The 17,344-nt window shown below is 73.7% G+C and carries 23 protein-coding genes; 10 read left to right on the top strand and 13 right to left on the bottom strand.

All coding sequences use genetic code 11. From position 1 onward, the window contains the following. The 3 genes from AB0B41_RS24770 to AB0B41_RS24760 form a co-directional block, all read right to left on the bottom strand. Positions 1-843, bottom strand: coding sequence for an alpha/beta hydrolase (locus AB0B41_RS24770; RefSeq protein ID WP_358207230.1), 843 nt, complete (start codon positions 841-843; stop codon positions 1-3). A gap of 40 nt (positions 844-883) precedes the next feature. After that, positions 884-1,723, bottom strand: a complete 840-nt coding sequence (locus AB0B41_RS24765) for an SDR family oxidoreductase (RefSeq protein WP_358207228.1) — start codon at positions 1,721-1,723, stop codon at positions 884-886. Between the two features lie 140 nt (positions 1,724-1,863). Further along, complete coding sequence (locus AB0B41_RS24760; RefSeq protein ID WP_358207226.1) at positions 1,864-3,096, bottom strand: helix-turn-helix domain-containing protein; 1,233 nt, start codon at positions 3,094-3,096, stop codon at positions 1,864-1,866. 203 nt (positions 3,097-3,299) lie between these two features. On the opposite strand from AB0B41_RS24760, the gene AB0B41_RS24755 reads away from it, so the two are divergent. From AB0B41_RS24755 to AB0B41_RS24745, 3 genes are all read left to right on the top strand, one after another. After that, positions 3,300-3,560, top strand: coding sequence for a hypothetical protein (locus tag AB0B41_RS24755; RefSeq protein ID WP_358207224.1), 261 nt, complete (start codon positions 3,300-3,302; stop codon positions 3,558-3,560). 113 nt (positions 3,561-3,673) lie between these two features. Beyond that, positions 3,674-4,999: a cytochrome P450 gene (locus tag AB0B41_RS24750; protein ID WP_358207222.1), complete on the top strand. Its 1,326-nt coding sequence runs from the start codon at positions 3,674-3,676 to the stop codon at positions 4,997-4,999. 93 nt (positions 5,000-5,092) lie between these two features. Next, positions 5,093-5,794 carry a TetR family transcriptional regulator gene (locus AB0B41_RS24745; protein WP_358207220.1) on the top strand — a complete coding sequence of 234 codons (702 nt, stop codon included), beginning with the start codon at positions 5,093-5,095 and terminating at the stop codon, positions 5,792-5,794. 19 nt (positions 5,795-5,813) lie between these two features. Here AB0B41_RS24745 and AB0B41_RS24740 read toward each other — a convergent pair whose 3' ends face one another. The 3 genes from AB0B41_RS24740 to AB0B41_RS24730 form a co-directional block, all read right to left on the bottom strand. Then, on the bottom strand, positions 5,814-6,161 hold the full coding sequence (locus AB0B41_RS24740) for an STAS domain-containing protein (RefSeq protein ID WP_358207218.1): 348 nt from the start codon (positions 6,159-6,161) through the stop codon (positions 5,814-5,816). A gap of 197 nt (positions 6,162-6,358) precedes the next feature. Next, positions 6,359-6,655, bottom strand: coding sequence for a hypothetical protein (locus AB0B41_RS24735; protein ID WP_358207216.1), 297 nt, complete (start codon positions 6,653-6,655; stop codon positions 6,359-6,361). A gap of 259 nt (positions 6,656-6,914) precedes the next feature. Further along, a complete protein-coding gene (locus AB0B41_RS24730; RefSeq protein ID WP_358207214.1) occupies positions 6,915-7,592 on the bottom strand; it encodes a TetR/AcrR family transcriptional regulator in 678 nt (225 codons plus the stop codon). 169 nt (positions 7,593-7,761) lie between these two features. Between AB0B41_RS24730 and AB0B41_RS24725 the strand changes: the two genes are divergently transcribed. Then, positions 7,762-8,508, top strand: a complete 747-nt coding sequence (locus AB0B41_RS24725; protein WP_358207212.1) for an alpha/beta hydrolase — start codon at positions 7,762-7,764, stop codon at positions 8,506-8,508. Positions 8,509-8,510: 2 nt separating this feature from the next. Here AB0B41_RS24725 and AB0B41_RS24720 read toward each other — a convergent pair whose 3' ends face one another. From AB0B41_RS24720 to AB0B41_RS24700, 5 genes are all read right to left on the bottom strand, one after another. Further along, positions 8,511-8,729, bottom strand: a complete 219-nt coding sequence (locus AB0B41_RS24720; protein WP_358207210.1) for a hypothetical protein — start codon at positions 8,727-8,729, stop codon at positions 8,511-8,513. A 47-nt stretch (positions 8,730-8,776) separates the two neighbouring features. Further along, the gene (locus AB0B41_RS24715) at positions 8,777-9,016 is read right to left on the bottom strand and encodes a DUF6186 family protein (RefSeq protein ID WP_358207208.1); all 240 of its coding nucleotides are present in this window, start codon (positions 9,014-9,016) and stop codon (positions 8,777-8,779) included. Further along, positions 9,013-9,291 carry a hypothetical protein gene (locus AB0B41_RS24710; protein ID WP_358207206.1) on the bottom strand — a complete coding sequence of 93 codons (279 nt, stop codon included), beginning with the start codon at positions 9,289-9,291 and terminating at the stop codon, positions 9,013-9,015. Before AB0B41_RS24710 ends, AB0B41_RS24715 begins: the two co-directional genes overlap by 4 nt. Positions 9,292-9,507: 216 nt before the next feature. Then, entirely contained in the window at positions 9,508-10,509 is a 1,002-nt protein-coding gene (locus AB0B41_RS24705) for a HEAT repeat domain-containing protein (protein WP_358207204.1), read from the bottom strand. Then, a complete protein-coding gene (locus AB0B41_RS24700) occupies positions 10,503-11,183 on the bottom strand; it encodes a HEAT repeat domain-containing protein (protein WP_358207202.1) in 681 nt (226 codons plus the stop codon). Before AB0B41_RS24700 ends, AB0B41_RS24705 begins: the two co-directional genes overlap by 7 nt. A 102-nt stretch (positions 11,184-11,285) precedes the next feature. Here AB0B41_RS24700 and AB0B41_RS24695 point away from each other — a divergent pair, with 102 nt between their 5' ends. Together AB0B41_RS24695 and AB0B41_RS24690 are read left to right on the top strand one after the other, a co-directional pair. Beyond that, on the top strand, positions 11,286-11,639 hold the full coding sequence (locus AB0B41_RS24695; RefSeq protein ID WP_358207200.1) for a metalloregulator ArsR/SmtB family transcription factor: 354 nt from the start codon (positions 11,286-11,288) through the stop codon (positions 11,637-11,639). A gap of 110 nt (positions 11,640-11,749) precedes the next feature. Continuing rightward, entirely contained in the window at positions 11,750-12,325 is a 576-nt protein-coding gene (locus tag AB0B41_RS24690) for a cation transporter (RefSeq protein ID WP_358207296.1), read from the top strand. Between the two features lie 26 nt (positions 12,326-12,351). On the opposite strand, the gene AB0B41_RS24685 is transcribed toward AB0B41_RS24690, so the two are convergent. After that, positions 12,352-13,353, bottom strand: a complete 1,002-nt coding sequence (locus AB0B41_RS24685) for a hypothetical protein (RefSeq protein ID WP_358207198.1) — start codon at positions 13,351-13,353, stop codon at positions 12,352-12,354. A 2-nt stretch (positions 13,354-13,355) separates the two neighbouring features. Continuing rightward, positions 13,356-13,733, bottom strand: coding sequence for a metalloregulator ArsR/SmtB family transcription factor (locus AB0B41_RS24680; protein ID WP_358207196.1), 378 nt, complete (start codon positions 13,731-13,733; stop codon positions 13,356-13,358). Positions 13,734-13,806: 73 nt separating this feature from the next. Between AB0B41_RS24680 and AB0B41_RS24675 the strand changes: the two genes are divergently transcribed. From AB0B41_RS24675 to AB0B41_RS24660, 4 genes are all read left to right on the top strand, one after another. Continuing rightward, positions 13,807-14,280 (top strand): ArsI/CadI family heavy metal resistance metalloenzyme, encoded by a 474-nt coding sequence (locus tag AB0B41_RS24675; RefSeq protein WP_358207194.1) that lies wholly within the window; start codon positions 13,807-13,809, stop codon positions 14,278-14,280. A gap of 197 nt (positions 14,281-14,477) precedes the next feature. Continuing rightward, positions 14,478-14,786, top strand: a complete 309-nt coding sequence (locus AB0B41_RS24670) for a hypothetical protein (protein WP_358207192.1) — start codon at positions 14,478-14,480, stop codon at positions 14,784-14,786. Further along, positions 14,783-15,736, top strand: coding sequence for a sensor histidine kinase (locus AB0B41_RS24665; RefSeq protein WP_358207190.1), 954 nt, complete (start codon positions 14,783-14,785; stop codon positions 15,734-15,736). The genes AB0B41_RS24670 and AB0B41_RS24665 overlap by 4 nt, the downstream gene beginning before the upstream one ends. A 298-nt stretch (positions 15,737-16,034) precedes the next feature. After that, on the top strand, positions 16,035-17,168 hold the full coding sequence (locus tag AB0B41_RS24660; protein ID WP_358207188.1) for a tyrosine-type recombinase/integrase: 1,134 nt from the start codon (positions 16,035-16,037) through the stop codon (positions 17,166-17,168). Positions 17,169-17,344: the final 176 nt, after the last annotated feature.

The following is a 17,344-nucleotide window of genomic DNA, read 5'->3' as shown; positions in this document are numbered from 1 at the left end:
TCAGGCCCGGTCGAGGAACGCCTCGACCACGTCGTTGAACGCGGCCGGGTTCTGCAGGAACGGGAAGTGCGAGCTCGCGACCTCCCGCGGGAAGACGTGCAGCTCGGCGCCGGGCACGTTCTCGGCGATATAGCGCTGGGAGGCCGGGTCGACGTGGCTGCCCTCGCAGCCGATCACGAGGGTGGGGCGGTCGAGGCGGGGCAGGACGTCCCGCCAGTCCTGGGCGCAGTGGTCCCACAGCAGCGGGACGCCCGCGTGCGGCGGCGTCAGCCTGATCTGCTCCTCGACGAACGCCCAGAGCTCGGGGTCGGGCTCGTCGCCGAACATGCCGCGCACGAAGTCCTCGGTGGCCTTCGCCCCCTCCGGCCCGTGCAGCGCCTCGCACAGCGACAGCAGCGCGGCGACGTCGAAGATCGCGCCGCTGTCCGCCTGCGCCTGCGGCGACATCCACGGCACCGCGGCGACGGCGGCCGGCTGGTCGACGGCCACGAACCGGCGGATCCGCCCGGTGCCGTACTGGTCGACGACGCTCCACCACACCGACACGCCCATCGACCAGCCCAGGACGTCGGCGCGCTCGATCCCCAGGTGGTCGAGCAGCTCGTGGGCGTCGCGGGCGAGGCGGGCGATCCGGTAGCCGTGGTGCGGCTTCTCCGAGACCCCGTGCCCGCGCTGGTCGAGCGTCACGACCCGGCGCCGCGGGGCGAGGCCCTCGACCTGGTGCCGGAACATCGCCTGGGTCTGACCCCAGCCGTGCAGCATCACCAGCGGCGGGGCGTCGCCGGCCGGGCCGGTGTCGCGGTAGGCCAGCTCGACGCCGTCCTGGGTGGTGAAGGTGCTCATGGTCGCTCCTGCGTCGTCGGTGGAGGGCCGGGGGACGGTCTCAGGCGGCCCGGACGTGCAGCCCGCCGTCGACCGGCAACAGCGCGCCGGTGATGTAGGCGGCCTCGTCCGAGGCGAGGAAGAGGGCGGCGTGGGCGATGTCGTACGGGCTACCCATCGCGCCGGTCGGGCTCAGCGCCGCCCGCTCGGCCCGGACGTCGGCGGCCGCCCTGCCGCCCGAGAGCTGCCGGTAGACCAACGGGGTGTCGATCAGCCCGGCGAGGATGGCGTTGACGCGGATCCCGCGGTCCGCGTACTGCACCGCCAGGCTGCGGGTGAGCTGGTTGACCGCGGCCTTCGCGGCGGCATACGCGGGATAGGGGTAGCCGGTCCAGCGGATCGAGGCGGTCGACGAGACGTTGACGATCGCGCCGCCGTGCCGGAGCAGGTGCGGGATCGTCTTCTGGGCGCTGAGGAAGACGCTGTCCAGGTTCACCGCCAGGGTCGCCCGCCACTGCTCGAGGGTGAGCTCCTCGGGCCCGCCGAGCCGGGTCGCTCCGACGTTGTTGTGCACCACGTCGAGCCGGCCGGTCCGGCGCAGGGTCTCCGCCACGGCCTCCTCGACCTGGTCCGGGTCGGTCGCGTCGGCGACGACGGCGTGGCCCGTGCCCCTGCACCGGCGGATCTCCTCGACGGTGCGTTCGGCGGCGTCGGCGTCCCGGTCGACGACGACGGTGGCGGCGCCGTGCCGGGCGAACGTCGTCGCGGTGGCGAAGCCGATGCCGACCGTGCCCCCTGCTCCAGGGCCACCGTCGCCCGGACCGTGGCCGCCGCCGAGCACGAGCGCGGTCCGGCCGGCCAACCGGGGGCGTCCGACCGGTCCGGTCCCGTGCACCGTCATCGCTGCCGCCGCCTCCCTGCGCCCTCGCCGGACCGGAACCGGCCCGCGTCCGGCCGAGTCTCGCGGCGCCGCCACGCCGCCCGCTACGGACGGGCGCCGGAACTCGGGCAGCGGAATTCCACGGTTCGTAGGAAGAACCGTCAGTCCTCGCCGTCGCTCCCGGTCAGCTCGGCGACCAGCAGACCCGTGTGCAGGAGCAGCCGGTCGCCGCCGTCCTGCAGGTCGAGGCCGGTGATCTCGGTGATCCGCTCGAGCCGGTAGTAGAGCGAGGTGCGATGCAGGTGCAGCGCCTCCGCGGTGCGGGGCATCGAGCCACCGTGGTCGAGGAAGGCGCGCAGGGTCGCGACCAGACGAGGTGCGCTCCGGTGCCGCAGCAGGCGCACGACGGGCGCCGGGATCAGGGCCGGGCCCAGCACGTCGTCGGGCAGCTGGAGCAGGAACCCGTAGGGGCCCACCGCCTCCCACTGCGCGACCGGGCCGAGGCCGGGCAGTGCCCGGGCGCCCCGCGCCGCCGCCCTGGCCTGCCGCGCCGAGCGGAACGCCGAGCGCAGGCCGGGAACGACCTCGCCGATCCCCGCCACGACCCCGCCCGTTCCCTGGGTGCCGCCGAGGAGCCGGCCGGCGGCCGCGACCATGCGCTCGGCCGTGGTGCGGACCTCCACGGGATCGAGCAGGGCACCGACCTGGAGCAGGGTGCCGCCGCCCGGGACCGGCGCGGCGAGGGACCGGTGCGGGTGGCGGTGTGCGGCGGAGTCGAGCACCACCCGCAGGGCGGTCGCCACCTCCGGCCGCGCCGCGCCGGGCGCGCGGAGCACGGTGACGACGGCCTGCTCGGCGTCGGCCACCAGGCCGCCCGACACCGCGGCGGTCACGGCCGCACCGCGGGCGGCGACGTCGTCGCCCAACAGCCGGCCGAGGAGCCGGGCGCGCTCGGCGCGGTCCTCCTCGGACTCCTCGTCGCGGGCCAGCAGCGCGGCCGCGGCCGCCGCTACCTCCTCGAGACGGCGGATCTGCGCGTCGGTGAGGCTACCGTCGGCGTCGATCACCATGAGCAGGCCGAGGAGCTCGCCGTGGTGGCGCATCGGGACGCACAGCCGCGCCCGCAGGCCCAGGTCCGGTCGCTCCGGGACGACGCCCGCCCGGGACCACCGGGCGACCCCCTGGTCCAGGACGTGCCGCGCGACGGCCGCCCCGGCGTCGCGCTGCAGGACCGCGCGGACGCGCACGTCGTCCTCGTCGCCGAAGTGCCGGCTCGTCACGAGCATCCGGACCACCGGGTCGTTCACCACCACCGAGCGGCCCAGCTCGTCGGCCAGCTGGTCGACCACGGCCTGCAGGTCCGCGCCGGCCCGGCGTCCCCCCGTCTCCGCCATCCGCTCCGACGTCCTCCTCGGCCCGTGCCCGTCGGGCGTCAGGATGCCCGACGGGTGCGCCGCGGCGGGCGTGGGTCACACCCCACCTCGACTCGAACTGATGTTCGAACTTCTGCTACCGTCGTACTGCGCGCGGCGGCCGGGGTAGGGGAAGTACCCCGGCCGCCGCGCCCCCGTCGGACCACGACCGCGCGGAGGTACGGATGGGCCGGAGCCGGTACGACCGGGAGACCACCGTCGACGACCAGGTCCTCGCCGAGGCCGAGGCGTACTCGACCGTCGCCGAGCTGCTCGACGACTACCGGGACGAGGTGATCGGCGACCGCACCGTGGCCACTCAGGTCGGCAACGTGCTGCACAGCGCGGCCATCGAGCTGCGGGCGGGCCGCGCCCTGCCGATCGGGGTGCGCCGGGCCGTGCGCGGGCTGGCGAACGCCCTGCGGGAGGCGATGGACCCACGGTGAGTCACCGAACCTGAGTGCACGCTGTGCATCGCTGCACGGCGTGCACGTTCGTGGGTAGCCTGGGTCCACCCGGACGACGGGTGCCCGCCGGCGGCACCCGGAACAGGAGGCACATGAGTGCCCCGAGCGAGCAGGACGCCACTACCGACCCCGGCACCGCGCCCGCGGAGAACTCGCCCGCCGCGGGGACCCGGGTGCTGCCCGCCGACCTGCTGGAACGGCGCACCGAGTGCCCCTTCGACCCCGCTCCCGGCCTGGAGAGGCGCCGCGGGCAGGGCGCGGTGCAGCCGTTGCCGCTGCTCAACGGAGGACGGGCCTATCTGGTCACCGGCTTCGAGGAGGCCCGCGCGGTGCTGGCGGACCGCAGGTTCAGCTCGGACCGGGTCCGCTATCGCGAGGCCACCCAGATGCCGCCCGAGGAGGCCGCCGCGCAGGCCGCCGCGATCGAGCGCGGCGAGCCGGTGTGCCCCGCCCCGATCGAGGCGCGTACGGACGGGATGTTCATCTTCATGGACCCGCCGGAGCACACCCGGATCAGGCGGCTGCTCACCGGCCAGTTCACGGTGCGCAGGATGAAGGCGCTGGAGCAGCGGATCACCGAGATCGCCGTCGAGCACATCGAGACGATGAAGACGGCCGGCACCGAGGCCGACCTCGTCCCCGCCTACGCGCTGCCGCTGCCGTCGCTGGTGATCTGCGAGCTGCTCGGCGTCGACTACGCCGACCGGGCGCGGTTCCAGGAGAACACCGCCGTCGCCCTGAACTCCCGGTCGACGCCGGAGGAGCGCGCCCGCGCCGGCGGCGAGCTCTACACGTTCATCTCCGAGCTGGTGGCGGCCAAGCGGGCGACCCCGGCGGACGACATCCTCTCCGGCCTGATCCACGAGGCCGACCCGCCGCTGACGGACGCCCAGCTGATCGACGTCGCCCTCGTGCTGCTCGGCGCCGGGCACGAGACCACCGCGAACATGCTGGCCCTGGGCACCTTCGCCCTGCTGGAGAACCCGGACCAGCTGGCGGCCCTGCGCGCCGACCCGGATTTGATCGACACCGCGGTCGAGGAGCTGCTGCGGTACCTGAGCATCATCCAGCTCGGCGTCAGCCGGATCGCCACCGAGGCCGTGACGGTCGGCGGCGTCGAGATCCCGGCCGGGGCGACGGTCGTCGTCGCCACGCCCGAGGTCAACCGCGACACCCGGCACTGGGCGGACCCGGACCGGCTCGACCTGGGCCGCGAGCGCGCATCGCACCTGGCGTTCGGCCACGGCGTCCACCAGTGCCTGGGCCAGCAGCTGGCCCGCATCGAGATGCGGGTGGGCTTCGCCGAGCTGGTCACGCGGCTGCCGGACCTGCGGCTCGCCGCGAAGGCCGCCGAGGTGCCGCTGCGCAACGACATGCTGATCTTCGGCGTGCACTCGCTGCCGGTGACCTGGGCGTGACACCGACCTGACGGCAGGTGGTCGACCGGCCGGGCCGCGCCCGGCCGGTCGTCATAATGTGCGGCCACGACGACGGGCCACGAGAGGGGACCGATGGCAGGGCCGGCACCGCCCACTCCGCCCGTCGCGCCCGCGCCCCCGGAGGTCGGCCGCCGGGAGCGCAAGAAGCTCGCCACCCGCGCCGCGCTGCGGGACGCGGCGCTGCGGCTCGCGGTCCGGCACGGCGTCGAGAACATCACCGTGGAGCAGATCGCGACCGAGGCCGACATCGCGCTGCGCACCTTCTTCAACCACTACTCCAGCAAGGAGGAGGCGGTCGTCGCGGCGGCGGCCGCGGGGGCGGAGGCGCTCGTCGCCGAGTTCCGGGCCCGGCCGGCCGCGGAGTCGGTGCTCCCGGCGCTGCGCGAGGCGGTCCTCGTGGTGATGGACCGCCACGACGCGGCGGGCCGCGACCACCTCCGCGCGCTGCGGCTCATGCGGGAGAGCCCCTCGCTGGTGCCGCAGCAGATGGCGGTGCTCACGGCGCAGGAGCAGGCGCTCGCCCGGGCCGTCGCCGACCGTGTCGGCGTGCCGTGGGCGGAAGGCGGTCCGCGGCCGATCTACCCGCAGCTGTGCGCGGCCGCGGCGCTGGCGGCGTTGCGGGTCGTCCTCGAACGCTGGCTCGACCACGCGTCCGGCCCCGACCAGGACGACGCCGGGCACGACCACGCCCCACCGCTCGCCGTCCTGCGGCACGAGGTCGACGAGGCCCTCGCCCACCTGGCGGCGGGGCTGGACGAGGTGCGGCGGGCCTGACCCGAGGGCCAGCGCCGCCTCAGCACGTCGCGCCGGTCTCCGCCAGCGAGTCGACGATCTCGAACCCGTCGACGAGGTCGAGCACCCGCCGGACCGTCCCGGAGTCCGGCGACACCACCACCTGCATCCGGTGCCTCCCGGCGGCCAGCCGCGTCTGCAGCCGGTCCAGGCAGCGCACGCCGCACGCCGCGAAGAACCCGACAGCGGTCAGGTCGACGACCACGCGCTCGACCCCGGGGGCGGCCGCCACCCGCATCACCACGCCGTCGAGCTCCGGGCAGTTCGACAGGTCGACCTCGCCCTCGATGGACACCACGACGACGTCGGGGCACGGGCGCCGCAGCGTCAGCAGCAGGCCCCCCGGCAACGATCTCTCGCACGCGCACACGACGCCCCCAGCATTGTGGCGCTCCACCGCGGCCCGGCGCGGTGCGGCGCGGTGGCCGAGTGTCCGCCCGAGCCGGGCCGTCCCGCTACGGCCATCCGAGGCACCCGTCCGGTCGGCGGCGCGACGGGGCGGACCTGCCGTGCGGGCACGACCCGCCAGCCCCGATCGGCGCAGCTCTACGGCGTCCGGTCCTCTGCGCCGCCCGTCTGGCTGTACTTCGCCCAGCGCAGGGCCTCCGCGCGCTCGTGCCGCGCCGACTCCCGGGCGTGCTCGGCGAGGCCCCGGAGCCGGTCGGCGTCGGCGGGCCGCACCTGCGCCGAGTGGTCCAGGGTGGACGCGACCTCGTCCTCGATGCTCGCCCGCTGCGCGGCGAGCGCCGCCACCTGCGCCGCGACGCGCTCCCCCTCCGCCCGCAGCCGGGCCGTCTGCCGTCTCAGCGACTCGCTCCTGTCCGCACGCTCGTCGCCGCGCATCCGAACCTCCTCCGCTTCCGTGGTGTGCCGTGCGTCCGACCGCCACACCGGTCACCGAACCCGGTCAGGGCGACCGCCGGGGCCGGCGCTCCCGCATGCGGACCAGCACGTCCATGCTCGCGCGCGCCGTGCCACTCGTCCATCGCGCCGGACTCCTCGCCTGCCACGGATGCGGCGGTGCCGTCGACGGTACGGCCCCGCGTACCTCCGGGCACGCGCTGACCGGATCCGGACACACGGATCCGGACGCCCGGCCCGCTCACGGGGGCCCGGGATCCGCGCGAGCGGTGGGGCGCGGTCCGAGCAGATCGTGCTGCAGGAGATCGACGACCCACCCCTCGTACTGCGCCGCGGTCCACCCGCACTCCGTGGTGAGCAGGTGGTACAGCTCCGGCGAGAGCAGCGCGCTGTACCGGCGGGCGGCCTCCTCGGCGCCGAGCCCGTCCCGCAACGCCCCGCCGAGGTGGGTGGCGAGGTGGCGGCGCTGGATGTCGAGCCGGCGGCGCAGCATGCGGGCGCGCAGCTCGGCCGCGAAGGGGTGCCCGTCCGCCGCGCCCCTGATCACCAGGTGAACCGGGCTGGTCCGGGCCAGGGTCTCGCAGCTCAGGGCGACCAGCCCCCGCAGCCGCTCGACGGGGTCGGGGAGGGCGCCGAGCTCGTCGCGCCTGCGCCGTTGGTCGGCCTGCACCGGATCGTCGGGATCCTCGCTCTCGTGCGCGATGACCCCGTCGAGGAGTCCCCGCTTGCCGCCGAGAACGGTGTACACGGTGTCGGGCGCGACCCCGGCGGCCTCGGCGACCGCGGCGACGGTGGTGCCCGCGTACCCCCGGACCACGAACAGGGACTCGGCCGCCGCCAGTATCCGCCTCCGGGTCTCCCGCGCCTGGTCCGCGCGGAGCGCCGAGCGGTACCGGCGGCGGTTGACAGGGTCGGCCACCGCGAGGACCCTACTCCTTCTCGATTCATACCAGCGACACTCGGATGAATTCCGGGGCCAGGATCTCGAGGACGGGCGGGCTCATGAACAGGGCGGCAGGGCTCCTGTACGACGAGCGCGGGGCCGGGGAGGAGGTCGTGCTCCTCGTCCACGCCGGGGTGTTCGGGGGATGGTTCGGGCCGCTCCTCGCGGACCCGGCGCTCGACGGGTTCCGGGTGATCCGGCCGCTGCGCCCCGGCTACGACGGGGGCCGCCGCCGGCCGGGCACCTCACCATCGGCGACCACGCCCGGGCCTGCGCCGCACTGCTGCGGGAGCTCGGCGTGGAACGCGCGCACTGGGTCGGCCACTCCTCCAGCTGCTGCATGGGGCTGCAGCTCGCGCTCGACGCCCCCGAGCTCGTGGCGGGCCTGATCCTCTACGAACCCGCGCAGCCGGCCGGGCCCCTCCGCGACGAGCTGGTCCCCCGCTTCGTCAGGCCCGCGCTGGCCGCGGCGAGGGCGGGCGACACCGCGACCGCGTTCGACCTCTTCCTCGCGGGCATGGGCGGCGAGGGGTACCGCGAGGGGCTGCGCGAACGGCTGGGTGACGACGGCATCGCCGCCGCCGTCCGGGAGTCCGCCTTCTTCTTCACCGACGAGTTCCCGGCCCTGCGGGCGTGGGACTTCGGCCCCGCCGAGGGCACGCGCATCACGGCACCGACCTGCGTCGTGGCCGGCACGGGGACCCGGCCCTGGTTCCGCGAGGACGTCGAGCTGCTCGCGGCGATGGTGCCCGGCGCGGAAGCGGTCACACTGCCCGGTCTGGACCACATGGCCCCGCTCACGCACCCGCACGAGCTCGGGGTGCTGATCGCCCGCGCCGTGCGCTCGGGCACGTCCGCCTCGGCGCCGGCCGAACCGGCACCGCGACGCTGAGGTCAGTCGTCCACGAGCGGGAGCTTGAAGGCCAGGTGCCGGTGCATCCCGGCCTGAGGCCGCAGCATGGGCGGGAAGCGCATCTCCGTCTGTACCCAGGCGATGATGTCCCGCGCCCGCCGACGGCTGTTCGCGGTTCCGGAGACGACGAAGCCCTCCTCGTCGACCACGGTCCAGGTCCACTCGCGATCGCCGGTCCGCCGGGTCACCGTCAGCTGCACCGCGACACCCTATGCACTCGGCTCGGGAGCGAGCCCGGCGGCTACCGTCAGGGCAGGTCGACGAGGTGGGGAGCGACGCGGGCGCTGCTGCGGGCCAGGAAGTGCCAGCCCACCCACCACCAGCACGCGAACAGCGCGATCCGGCCGGGGAGCGTGATCGCGATCGCGGAGACCAGCTCGCCGAAGGTCGGCGTCGCGGTGCCGGGACGCCTCCCGACCAGCTCGACGACGCCGGCCAGCACGACGACGGCGAGGTACGCGGCGATCGTCGCGTCCCACCCGGTCATCGCCGGGCCAGCCAGTACCCGCCGCAGATCCAGGCGACGTAGCCGACGAGCCGGACCGCGCGGTCGACGAACTCCGGCCCCACCAGGTAGCTGATCGTGGGGAACTCCGGCCGGTAGCCGTAGAGCAGCGCACCGATCTCCAGCGCGGTGACGGCGACGACGAGCGCGACCCACGGTGCCGCCGATCGGGGCGTGACCCGCGTGCGTGCGCCGACCCGCCCGAGGCGACCGGATGCCGCGAGCGCAGCCCCGATCGCGCCGATCGCAGCGGTCACGGCCGTCGCCTGCCACGTGTGGGTCGGGATCGGCGAGACGAGCACGGCGACTGTCACCGCGACCGCGAGCACCGCGGCCCGGGTGACGGCCCGCGACGCACTCCGACGAGCGGCCGCGGACGAGGCAGCCGCAGGGTCGGCGGGAGAACGGCGGGATAACACCTCGCCACGATCCCGCTCCTCGTCCGGGTGGGCCAGGCCCGGACGAGGAGTCGCTCAGTCGTCGGACCGCCGGGCCTGGAGCAGGAAGGTGGCGGTGAGTGCCACGCCGCGGTCGGGATCGTCGACGAGGCCGGTCAGCGTCGCCTCCGCCCGCGGTCCGGGGACGTCGGCGAGTGCCGATGCCAGTCGCCGCCGGGCCGCGCCGGTAGCGCCGGTGAGCTCGTCCGCGATCGCGCGTGCGATCTCGTCCGCCCGACCGTGCCGGGAGGCGAGCGCCCCGAGTGCATCCGCGGCGTCGACGTCGTCGCGTCCCTCGACGACGAGGGCGACGAGCGCAGGGACGGCGTCCGCCTCACCGCATGCGGCACGCACGAGGGCGGCACGTCCGCTCACCACGGGGTCGGGATGCCGGAACGCGTCGGCCAGGACGGCCGAGGCACGCGGCGAACCGATCTTGACCAGTGCCGCCAGCGCGCGATGTCGCCGCTCGGCGACCGGTGAGTCCAGAGCCTCCGCCAGGACCGGGATCGCGCTGTCCCCGAGCCGGGCGAGGGCCCAGTCGAGCGCGCCGGCGACGTTCGGGTCGGACTCCTTCAACGCCGCTTCGGCGAGGGGGACGGAGTCGCGGTCCCCCTCGCCGGTGAGCGAGAGGGCGAAGCGTTGACGGGCCGAGGGATCGCCGGCGTCGAGCCCCCGCATCAGGCCGATCGTCCGCAGCACGTCCGACCACGCGGCCGGGTCGCTCGCCTGGACCTGCCCGAGCCGGCGCAGGAGCTCCTCCTCCCGCGCGAGGCGGTCGTGCGTGCGGGCGACGAGCTGCTCGACCATCGCGGCCGGGCTGAACGAGAGGTCGCCGAGCACGTCCGCGACGTCCTGCAGGCTCAACCCCAACGAGCGGAGGCCCTCCACGTGGAACAGGCGCCGGACGTCGTCGTCCGAGTACTGCCGATATCCGCCCTGCGTCCGCCCGGTCGGCGACACCAGCCCGATGCGGTCGTAGTGGCGCAGCATCCGGGCGCTGATCCCGGACTGCGCGGAGACCTCACCGATCAGCATTCCGCGTGCTCCCCGACGAGCGGGGCCCCGCGCAGCGCGACGACCCGGCGGGCCTCCGCGATCGCGGCGTCGAACCCCTCGTCGGGATGCTGCATGAGCCGCGTCGTGGCGATCGCGTGCGCGCGCACGCCCGGGTCACGGGCGGTCGTCGCACGCTCGACGACGGGCAGGACCGCGTCCCCGAGGGCGACGAAGGCCCGGCTCAGGCTCCGCTGCACCTCGCCGTCCCCCCGGTCGAACTGGGTGGACAACGTCGCGGCGAGCTCGGTCTCACGACCCTCGGGGACGAGTGCGGCGGCGGTGCGCCATGCCGTACGGGCGACCTCGTCGTCCTCGTCCGTCAGGAGCTCGACGGTGATCGCCGGCCACGTCCGCGCGTCGCCGATCTTCGAGAGCGTGTGCAGGGCCTGGCTCCGCCCCTGCGGGACCTCCGACCCGAGCTCGGACAGCAACCGCTCCACCGTGACCGAGGCGTCGTGCCGGGTGAGCGCCCAGGTCAGCATGTCGCGGACGGAGAAGTCGGGCTCGACCGCGCACCGTTCGACCAGGACCTCGACGTACTCGGGGTTCGGGTGCATCCCGGCCGTCAGGGCCGCGTGCAGGCGGCCCGACGCGGCAGGACTCTCCAGGGCCGACCTCAGCGCGGGGCCCGCCCCCTCGTGGACTCTCGTCATCTCGATCACCTCCGCCCGCGATTCAAGACCTTGTCACGGTGTCAAGGTCAAGCCCGTGCGCGCGGGTTCTCAGAATTCAGCCCATGCTTTATAGTTCAGCGCATGCTGACCGGTGAGACGCGGGAGGCGGCGCTCGCCCGGGTCGGGAAGGCCCTCGCGGACCCGACCCGGTGCCGCATCCTCGTCGCCCTCCTCGACGGCGCGGGCTTTCCCGGGGAGCTCGCCGGCCGGCTCGGCCTCACCCGGCCGAACGTGTCCAACCACCTGGCCTGCCTGCGCGGTTGCGGCCTGGTCGCCGCCTCCTACCAGGGGCGGCAGGTGCGCTACGAGATCTCCGATCCCCACCTCGCGCGTGCCCTGCACGAGTTGCTGGCCGTCGTCCTGGCCGTCGACACGGGCCCGGCCTGCCTCGACGAGGACGACCGCTCCCCCGCACCCCGGGCCGGGCGGCCGTGACCGAGACCGGCCGGTCCGCACCCGACGCCGAGAGCCCCGGCTGCACGGACAACTGCTGCAGCGCTTCGGCCCTCCCCGCCGTCGCGGCAAGGCCCGACCGTCGCGCCGTCCTGACCCGCCGGGTGCGCCTGCTGGTCGCGGCGACGATCACCTACAACGTCGTCGAGGCCGTCGTCGCGATCAGCGCGGGACACGTCGCTTCCTCCACCGCACTGATCGGCTTCGGCCTGGACTCGGTGATCGAGGTCGCCTCCGCGGCCGCCGTCGCCTGGCAGTTCTCCGGCTCGGACCCCGAGAAGCGCGAACGCGCCGCACTGCGGGTCATCGCCCTGTCGTTCTTCGCCCTCGCCGCGTACGTCACGGTGGAGTCGGTGCGCAGCCTGCTCGGCGCCGACGAGCCCGAACACTCGACGGTCGGCATCGTGCTGGCCGCGCTCTCCCTCGTGATCATGCCGCTGCTGTCCGCCGCGCAGCGCCGGGCCGGTCGGGAGCTCGGCTCGGCCAGCGCCGTCGCGGACTCCAAGCAGACCCTGCTCTGCACCTACCTGTCCGGGGTCCTGCTCGTCGGGCTGTTGCTGAACGGCCTCGTCGGCTGGTCCTGGGCCGACCCGATCGCGGCACTGGTCATCGCCGCCGTCGCGGTCCGGGAAGGGCGCGAGGCCTGGAAGGGGCGGCACTGCTGCTGACCGCGCCGCCCGGACGGTGGCGCGGATCAGCGCGTGACGGCGACCGTGCCGCGGGCGGCGTGGTCGACCGTCAGCCAGGTCCCCTGCTCGATGCGGGTGGCGTAGTTGTCGTGGGCAGGTGAACCGGGCGGCCACGAGCGCAGGAAGTCGGCCTGCCAGCGTTCGTGGTCGTAGCGGACGGGCAGGGCGTCGACGCGCAGGCCGTCGAGAGTGGTCCCGTAGAGGCTGTCGCCGGGCGGGCGCACATCGGCCGACAGGCGGGTGAGGACGCCGACGCGGGTGCCGGCGAAGTTCGGCAGGCCTGCGCACCCGTTGTTCGCGACGAGGAGGCGACGGCCGGCGTGCGGATGGTCCTGGGCGTAGGGCAGGCCGGTGTGCGTGCAGCACAGCGCGTCGACCTCGGCCCGGCGGCACCAGTCGACCACCTGCTCGGCCGTCGTGGTCGGTCCGGCGAAGGACGCATGGGCGCGGGCGTCCCGGTCCGGTGGGTCGAGGGCCTCGAGCGCCAGCCGCCACCCGGCCAGGCTCTCCGGGTCGCCGTGCACGATCCCCACCCGGTGGTCCCCGACGAGCACGGTGAGGTGCCGGGGCAGCTCGGCCAGGCGGCGTCGGACCGCGTCGTCCTTCAGGGCGGGGCTCGCGCGGAGCTGCTCGACGACCAGGTTGGAGTTGACGACCACCGGTTCGGCGACGTAGTCGGGGTAGTCGCACCCACAGCCGACGGTGTCGTCGTCGGCGACCAGGGCGTACTCGACGTTGCCCTGGGTCGCGTGGTGGGCGTGCACCCCGGCCTCCACCGCCCGGAAGTGGTCGGGGTCGACGTCGAGGTAGTGGAAGTCGCCGTTGAACACGATCTCGGGAGGGGCGGGTTCGGCGGCCGCGCGGGCCAGGACCGCGTCGAGTGCGTGCGGGTTGCCGTAGAGCCCGCCGACCACGAACAGGGTCGTGCAGGCGAACGCGGGAGGTTCGGCGAGGTCCTCGGGCCGGTAGCGGTAGGCCACCGGGCAGACCCGTCCCGGGCCGGCCACGGCTACACCGCCGGCTCGCCGACCAGGACGGACGGGGTCAGGACGTCGCCGAGCATGCGCAGCGTGCCGGGTGAGACGCGGTAGTAGATCCAGGTCCCGCGCCGTTCACCGGTGATCAGCCCGGCCTCCTTGAGGACCTTGAGGTGGTGGCTGATCGTCGGCCCCGTGAGGTCGAACACCCCGGTCAGCTCGCACACGCACGCCTCGCCACCCTCGTGCGAGGCGATCAGCGACAACAGCCGCAGCCGGACCGGGTCACCCAGCGCCTTGAACACCCGCGCCAGCTCCACCGCGCGCTGCGCGTCGAGGGGCTCGCTGGTCAGCGGCGTGCAGCAGACCGGCGCGCTCAGGTCGACGACCGACAGGTCTTGCTTCGACATACGCCTATGTTGACGAACCTCGAACCAGGGTGCAACCTCATGTCTCGACAACCATCGAAACAAGGAGCGCGCCGTGTCCCCTGTCCAGCTCGCCCTGCGGGTCTCCGACCTGAAGGGCTCGATCGCGTTCTACCGGTCCCTGTTCGGGGTGGAGCCGGCCAAGCTCCGCCCCGGCTACGCCAACTTCGCCATCGCCGAGCCGCCGCTGAAGCTGGTGCTCATCGAGGGCGAGCCCGGCCGCCCGACGGTCATGGACCACCTCGGCGTCGAGGTCGGGACCACCGGCGAGGTCGACGCCGCCACCGCCCGCCTCTCCGAGCTGGGTCTGTTCACGCAGGTCGAGAACGACACCACCTGCTGCTACGCGCTGCAGGACAAGGTCTGGGTGCACGGCCCCGGGCAGGAGCCGTGGGAGGTCTACACCGTCAAGGCCGACGCCCCCGACGCCACCTCGATCCACCCGACCGGTACGTCACCGGACGCGGAGTGCGAGTGCGGGACCCCTGCCGAGCCGACGGACGACGCGGCGGTGAAGTGCTGCGGCTGAACGGAGCAGGCCGCCGAGGAGGGGTCTGCCCGAATGCAGCGGTGCCCGCCCGGGCCGGCCGCACCTAGACTTCCTGGATGGCAGACGGGACACCACCCGACGCCCATCCTGTGAAGACCCGGGACGCGGGGCCGCGAGGGCGCCTCCAGACCCGTCACCCACACAAACCGGTCCTCGACGGCGGCGACCCCACCGGGATGGTCGACATCATCGCGCTGAGCGACGGGGGCTGGCGGGTGCGTGGCGTGATCGACGTCCGGAACCACGACTTCTGGGCCGCCGCTCTGGATCGGATCGCCTCGGGCGGGCGAGGCGGGCGAATGAATGTGGCCGATCTGCGGTTCGTCAGCGTTCGAGCGGTGGCGATGCTGGTCGCCGCGTCCGAGCGGTTGCCGCCCGGCAGCCACCTCCGACTGATCGACCCGGGTCCGACGTTCCTCCGTGTGTTCGACACATGCTGGCCGAGCGGGGTTCCCGGCCTTCTCGTCGACAGGACCCAGCCGTGACTGCGCTACTCCCACCCCCCGTCGCCGAGGACGGTGGGTGGTTCCGGCATCCCGCCCTGTTCTACCGAGGGCTGGACGAGTACCTCGCCGGCACGCTGTCGTTCATCGCCGAGGGTCTCCGGGCCGGCGGCCCGGTGGCGGCGGCCGTGCCGGGTTCGAAGTTGGAACCGCTGCGGGCGGCCCTGGGCGGATCCGCCGGTCGGGTCCGATTGATCGACATGACGCAGGCGGGTCGCAACCCGGGCCGGATCCTGCCCGAGGTCCTGTTCGCCTTCGCCGACCACCATGTCGGCGCCGACCGGGTCCGGATCATCGGCGAGCCCGTCTGGCCCGGTCGGAGCGAGGTCGAGTACCCGGCCTGCGTGCAACACGAAGCCTTGATCAACCAGGCCTTCGCCGGCAGGCCCGTCGACATCCTCTGCCCCTACGACGTGAACGGCCTACCCGAGCGCGTCGTGGCCGACGCCGAACGAACGCACCCGACGGTGATCGGACCCGCCGGGCCCCGCCCGAGCGGGCACTACGAGCCGCATCGCGTGCTCTCCGACTACAATGAGGTCCTCCCCGAGCCGCCACGTCGACCGTCCGCGATGCAGGTCGACATCCGGACGTTGTCGCAGGCTCGGGCGCTGGCCGTGGCCGAGGCACGGCGGGCCGGCCTGACCCCCGACCGGGTCGGGGACTTCAAGCTCGCGATCAACGAGCTGATCACCAACAGCATCGAGCACGCGACGGGCGAATGCGCGCTCCGGGTGTGGATCGACGAGGCCCACCTGGTCGGCGAGGTGCAGGACGCCGGCCGGCTCGACGATCCACTGGTGGGGCGCCGCCCTGCCCGGCCGGGACAGGTGGGCGGACGAGGCCTGCTGCTGGTGAACCACGTCGCCGACCTCGTCCGCGTCCACGCCGCGTGTCACGGCACGACCATCCGCATCTATCTCCGGCGGTAGATCGCGAGCGCGCACGCGGGCCGCTCGGGCTCCGCGGCGCCAGGGACCAGACCAGACGTCGACGAATGGTGGAAGTCGGGTGGGGCGCGGACCGCGCGCGACAGGCCGGATTAGGCCTGTGAGCTGGGGAGAAGCTCCTCCGACTGGACTCGAACCAGTAACTCCTGCGATTTACTTCAGCGCTTCTCATCACTTGCGAAGACTGCTCGCTACTAGCTCTGAGCTGGGCGAACTGTCGACCATGTCCATCAGCGTTGCGCTTGGATCGTCATCGTTTCCTGTGACTAAAATGTGACTCATGGGCCGCCCCGCCATGCCGCTGGGTACGTACTCCTCGATACGCACTTACGATCGAGGGGGCGTGTGGTGGGCGCGAACGCTGTTCAGGGACTGGGACGGCGTAACAAGGCAGGTGCAGAGGAACGGGCCGACGGAGAACGCCGCGAAACGCGCGCTCACCGAGGCCCTGCGCGACCGCGTCCGCATCGACGGAGGCGCGGAGATCACCCCGGACTCTCGGGTCGATGCCCTCGCCGAGGCGTGGTGGTCGGAGATCGACGACGGCGCCAAATCACCGGGCACGCTCCGGGCGTATCGCGACCGCCTCGATCGCCAGGTGAAGCCCTCCCTCGGCAGCCTCCGCGTCCGTGAGCTCAGCACAGGCGTTGTCGACCGTCACCTCAAGGCTGTGCGCGAGCGGCACGGGGTCGCGGTGACGAAGCTCGTGCGGACGGTGCTGTCGGGGATGTGCGGCTTGGCGTTGAGGCACGACGCCCTCGACCGGAACCCCGTCCGAGACGCCCCACGCCTCTCCGGCGCACCGAAGAAGGACCCCGTCGCCCTTACCGCTCCGCAGGCACGTCAGCTCCGTGCCCTGCTCACCTACGACGAGGTCGCAGTACGCCGCGATATCCCGGACCTCGTATCGGCGATGTTTGCCACGGGCCTGAGGATTGGCGAGATCTGCGCCCTGGGCTGGGATGACGTTGATCTCGAGTCCGGCACCGTTCGGACGGGCGGGATGGTCGTTCGCGAACGAGGCAAGGGGCTGCAAGTCCGTCGTGACCCGTCGTCGAAGGTGAAGGGCCGCCGACTCCGGTTGCCCACGTGGGCAGTCGAGATGCTGCGGCGGCGCAGACCCCAGGACACGACCTCCGAGCCGCTGGTGTTCCCCGCCACCAATGGCGGGCTGCGCGACCCGTCCAATACCCAGGCCGACCTCAAGGAGGCGTTGATCGCGAGCGGCTACGAATGGGTCACGAGCCATGTCTTCCGCAAGACGGTGGCTTCGATGATGGACGGAGCCGGTCTTTCGAGTCGCGCCGCAGCAGACCAGCTCGGCCATGCCAAGCCGTCGATGACCAGCGATCGGTACTACGGCCGGGCGATCCTTGACACAGGTGCGGCCGACGTATTGGAGGACCTCGGATAACCAGCCGCGATGCTGTGTTCCCGCGTAACCCGGCCTCCGACCAAAGCCGTCAGCTTCGTCACGGTCCGTGACAACGACAGCTGAGCTTGGCCCCTGAGGCCGGACACCTCCTCTGAGGCGGACCTCGTCCGCCGGGAAGGATGTCGTTCGTGCCCGCTTCTCACCCGCCGGAGTTC

The organism is Pseudonocardia sp. NPDC049154 (assembly GCF_040648315.1).
In the GTDB taxonomy this organism is placed as follows: Bacteria; Actinomycetota; Actinomycetes; order Mycobacteriales; family Pseudonocardiaceae; genus Pseudonocardia.
The sequence above is the reverse complement of the archived record's forward strand: the minus strand, read 5'-3'. Positions and strand labels throughout refer to the sequence as shown.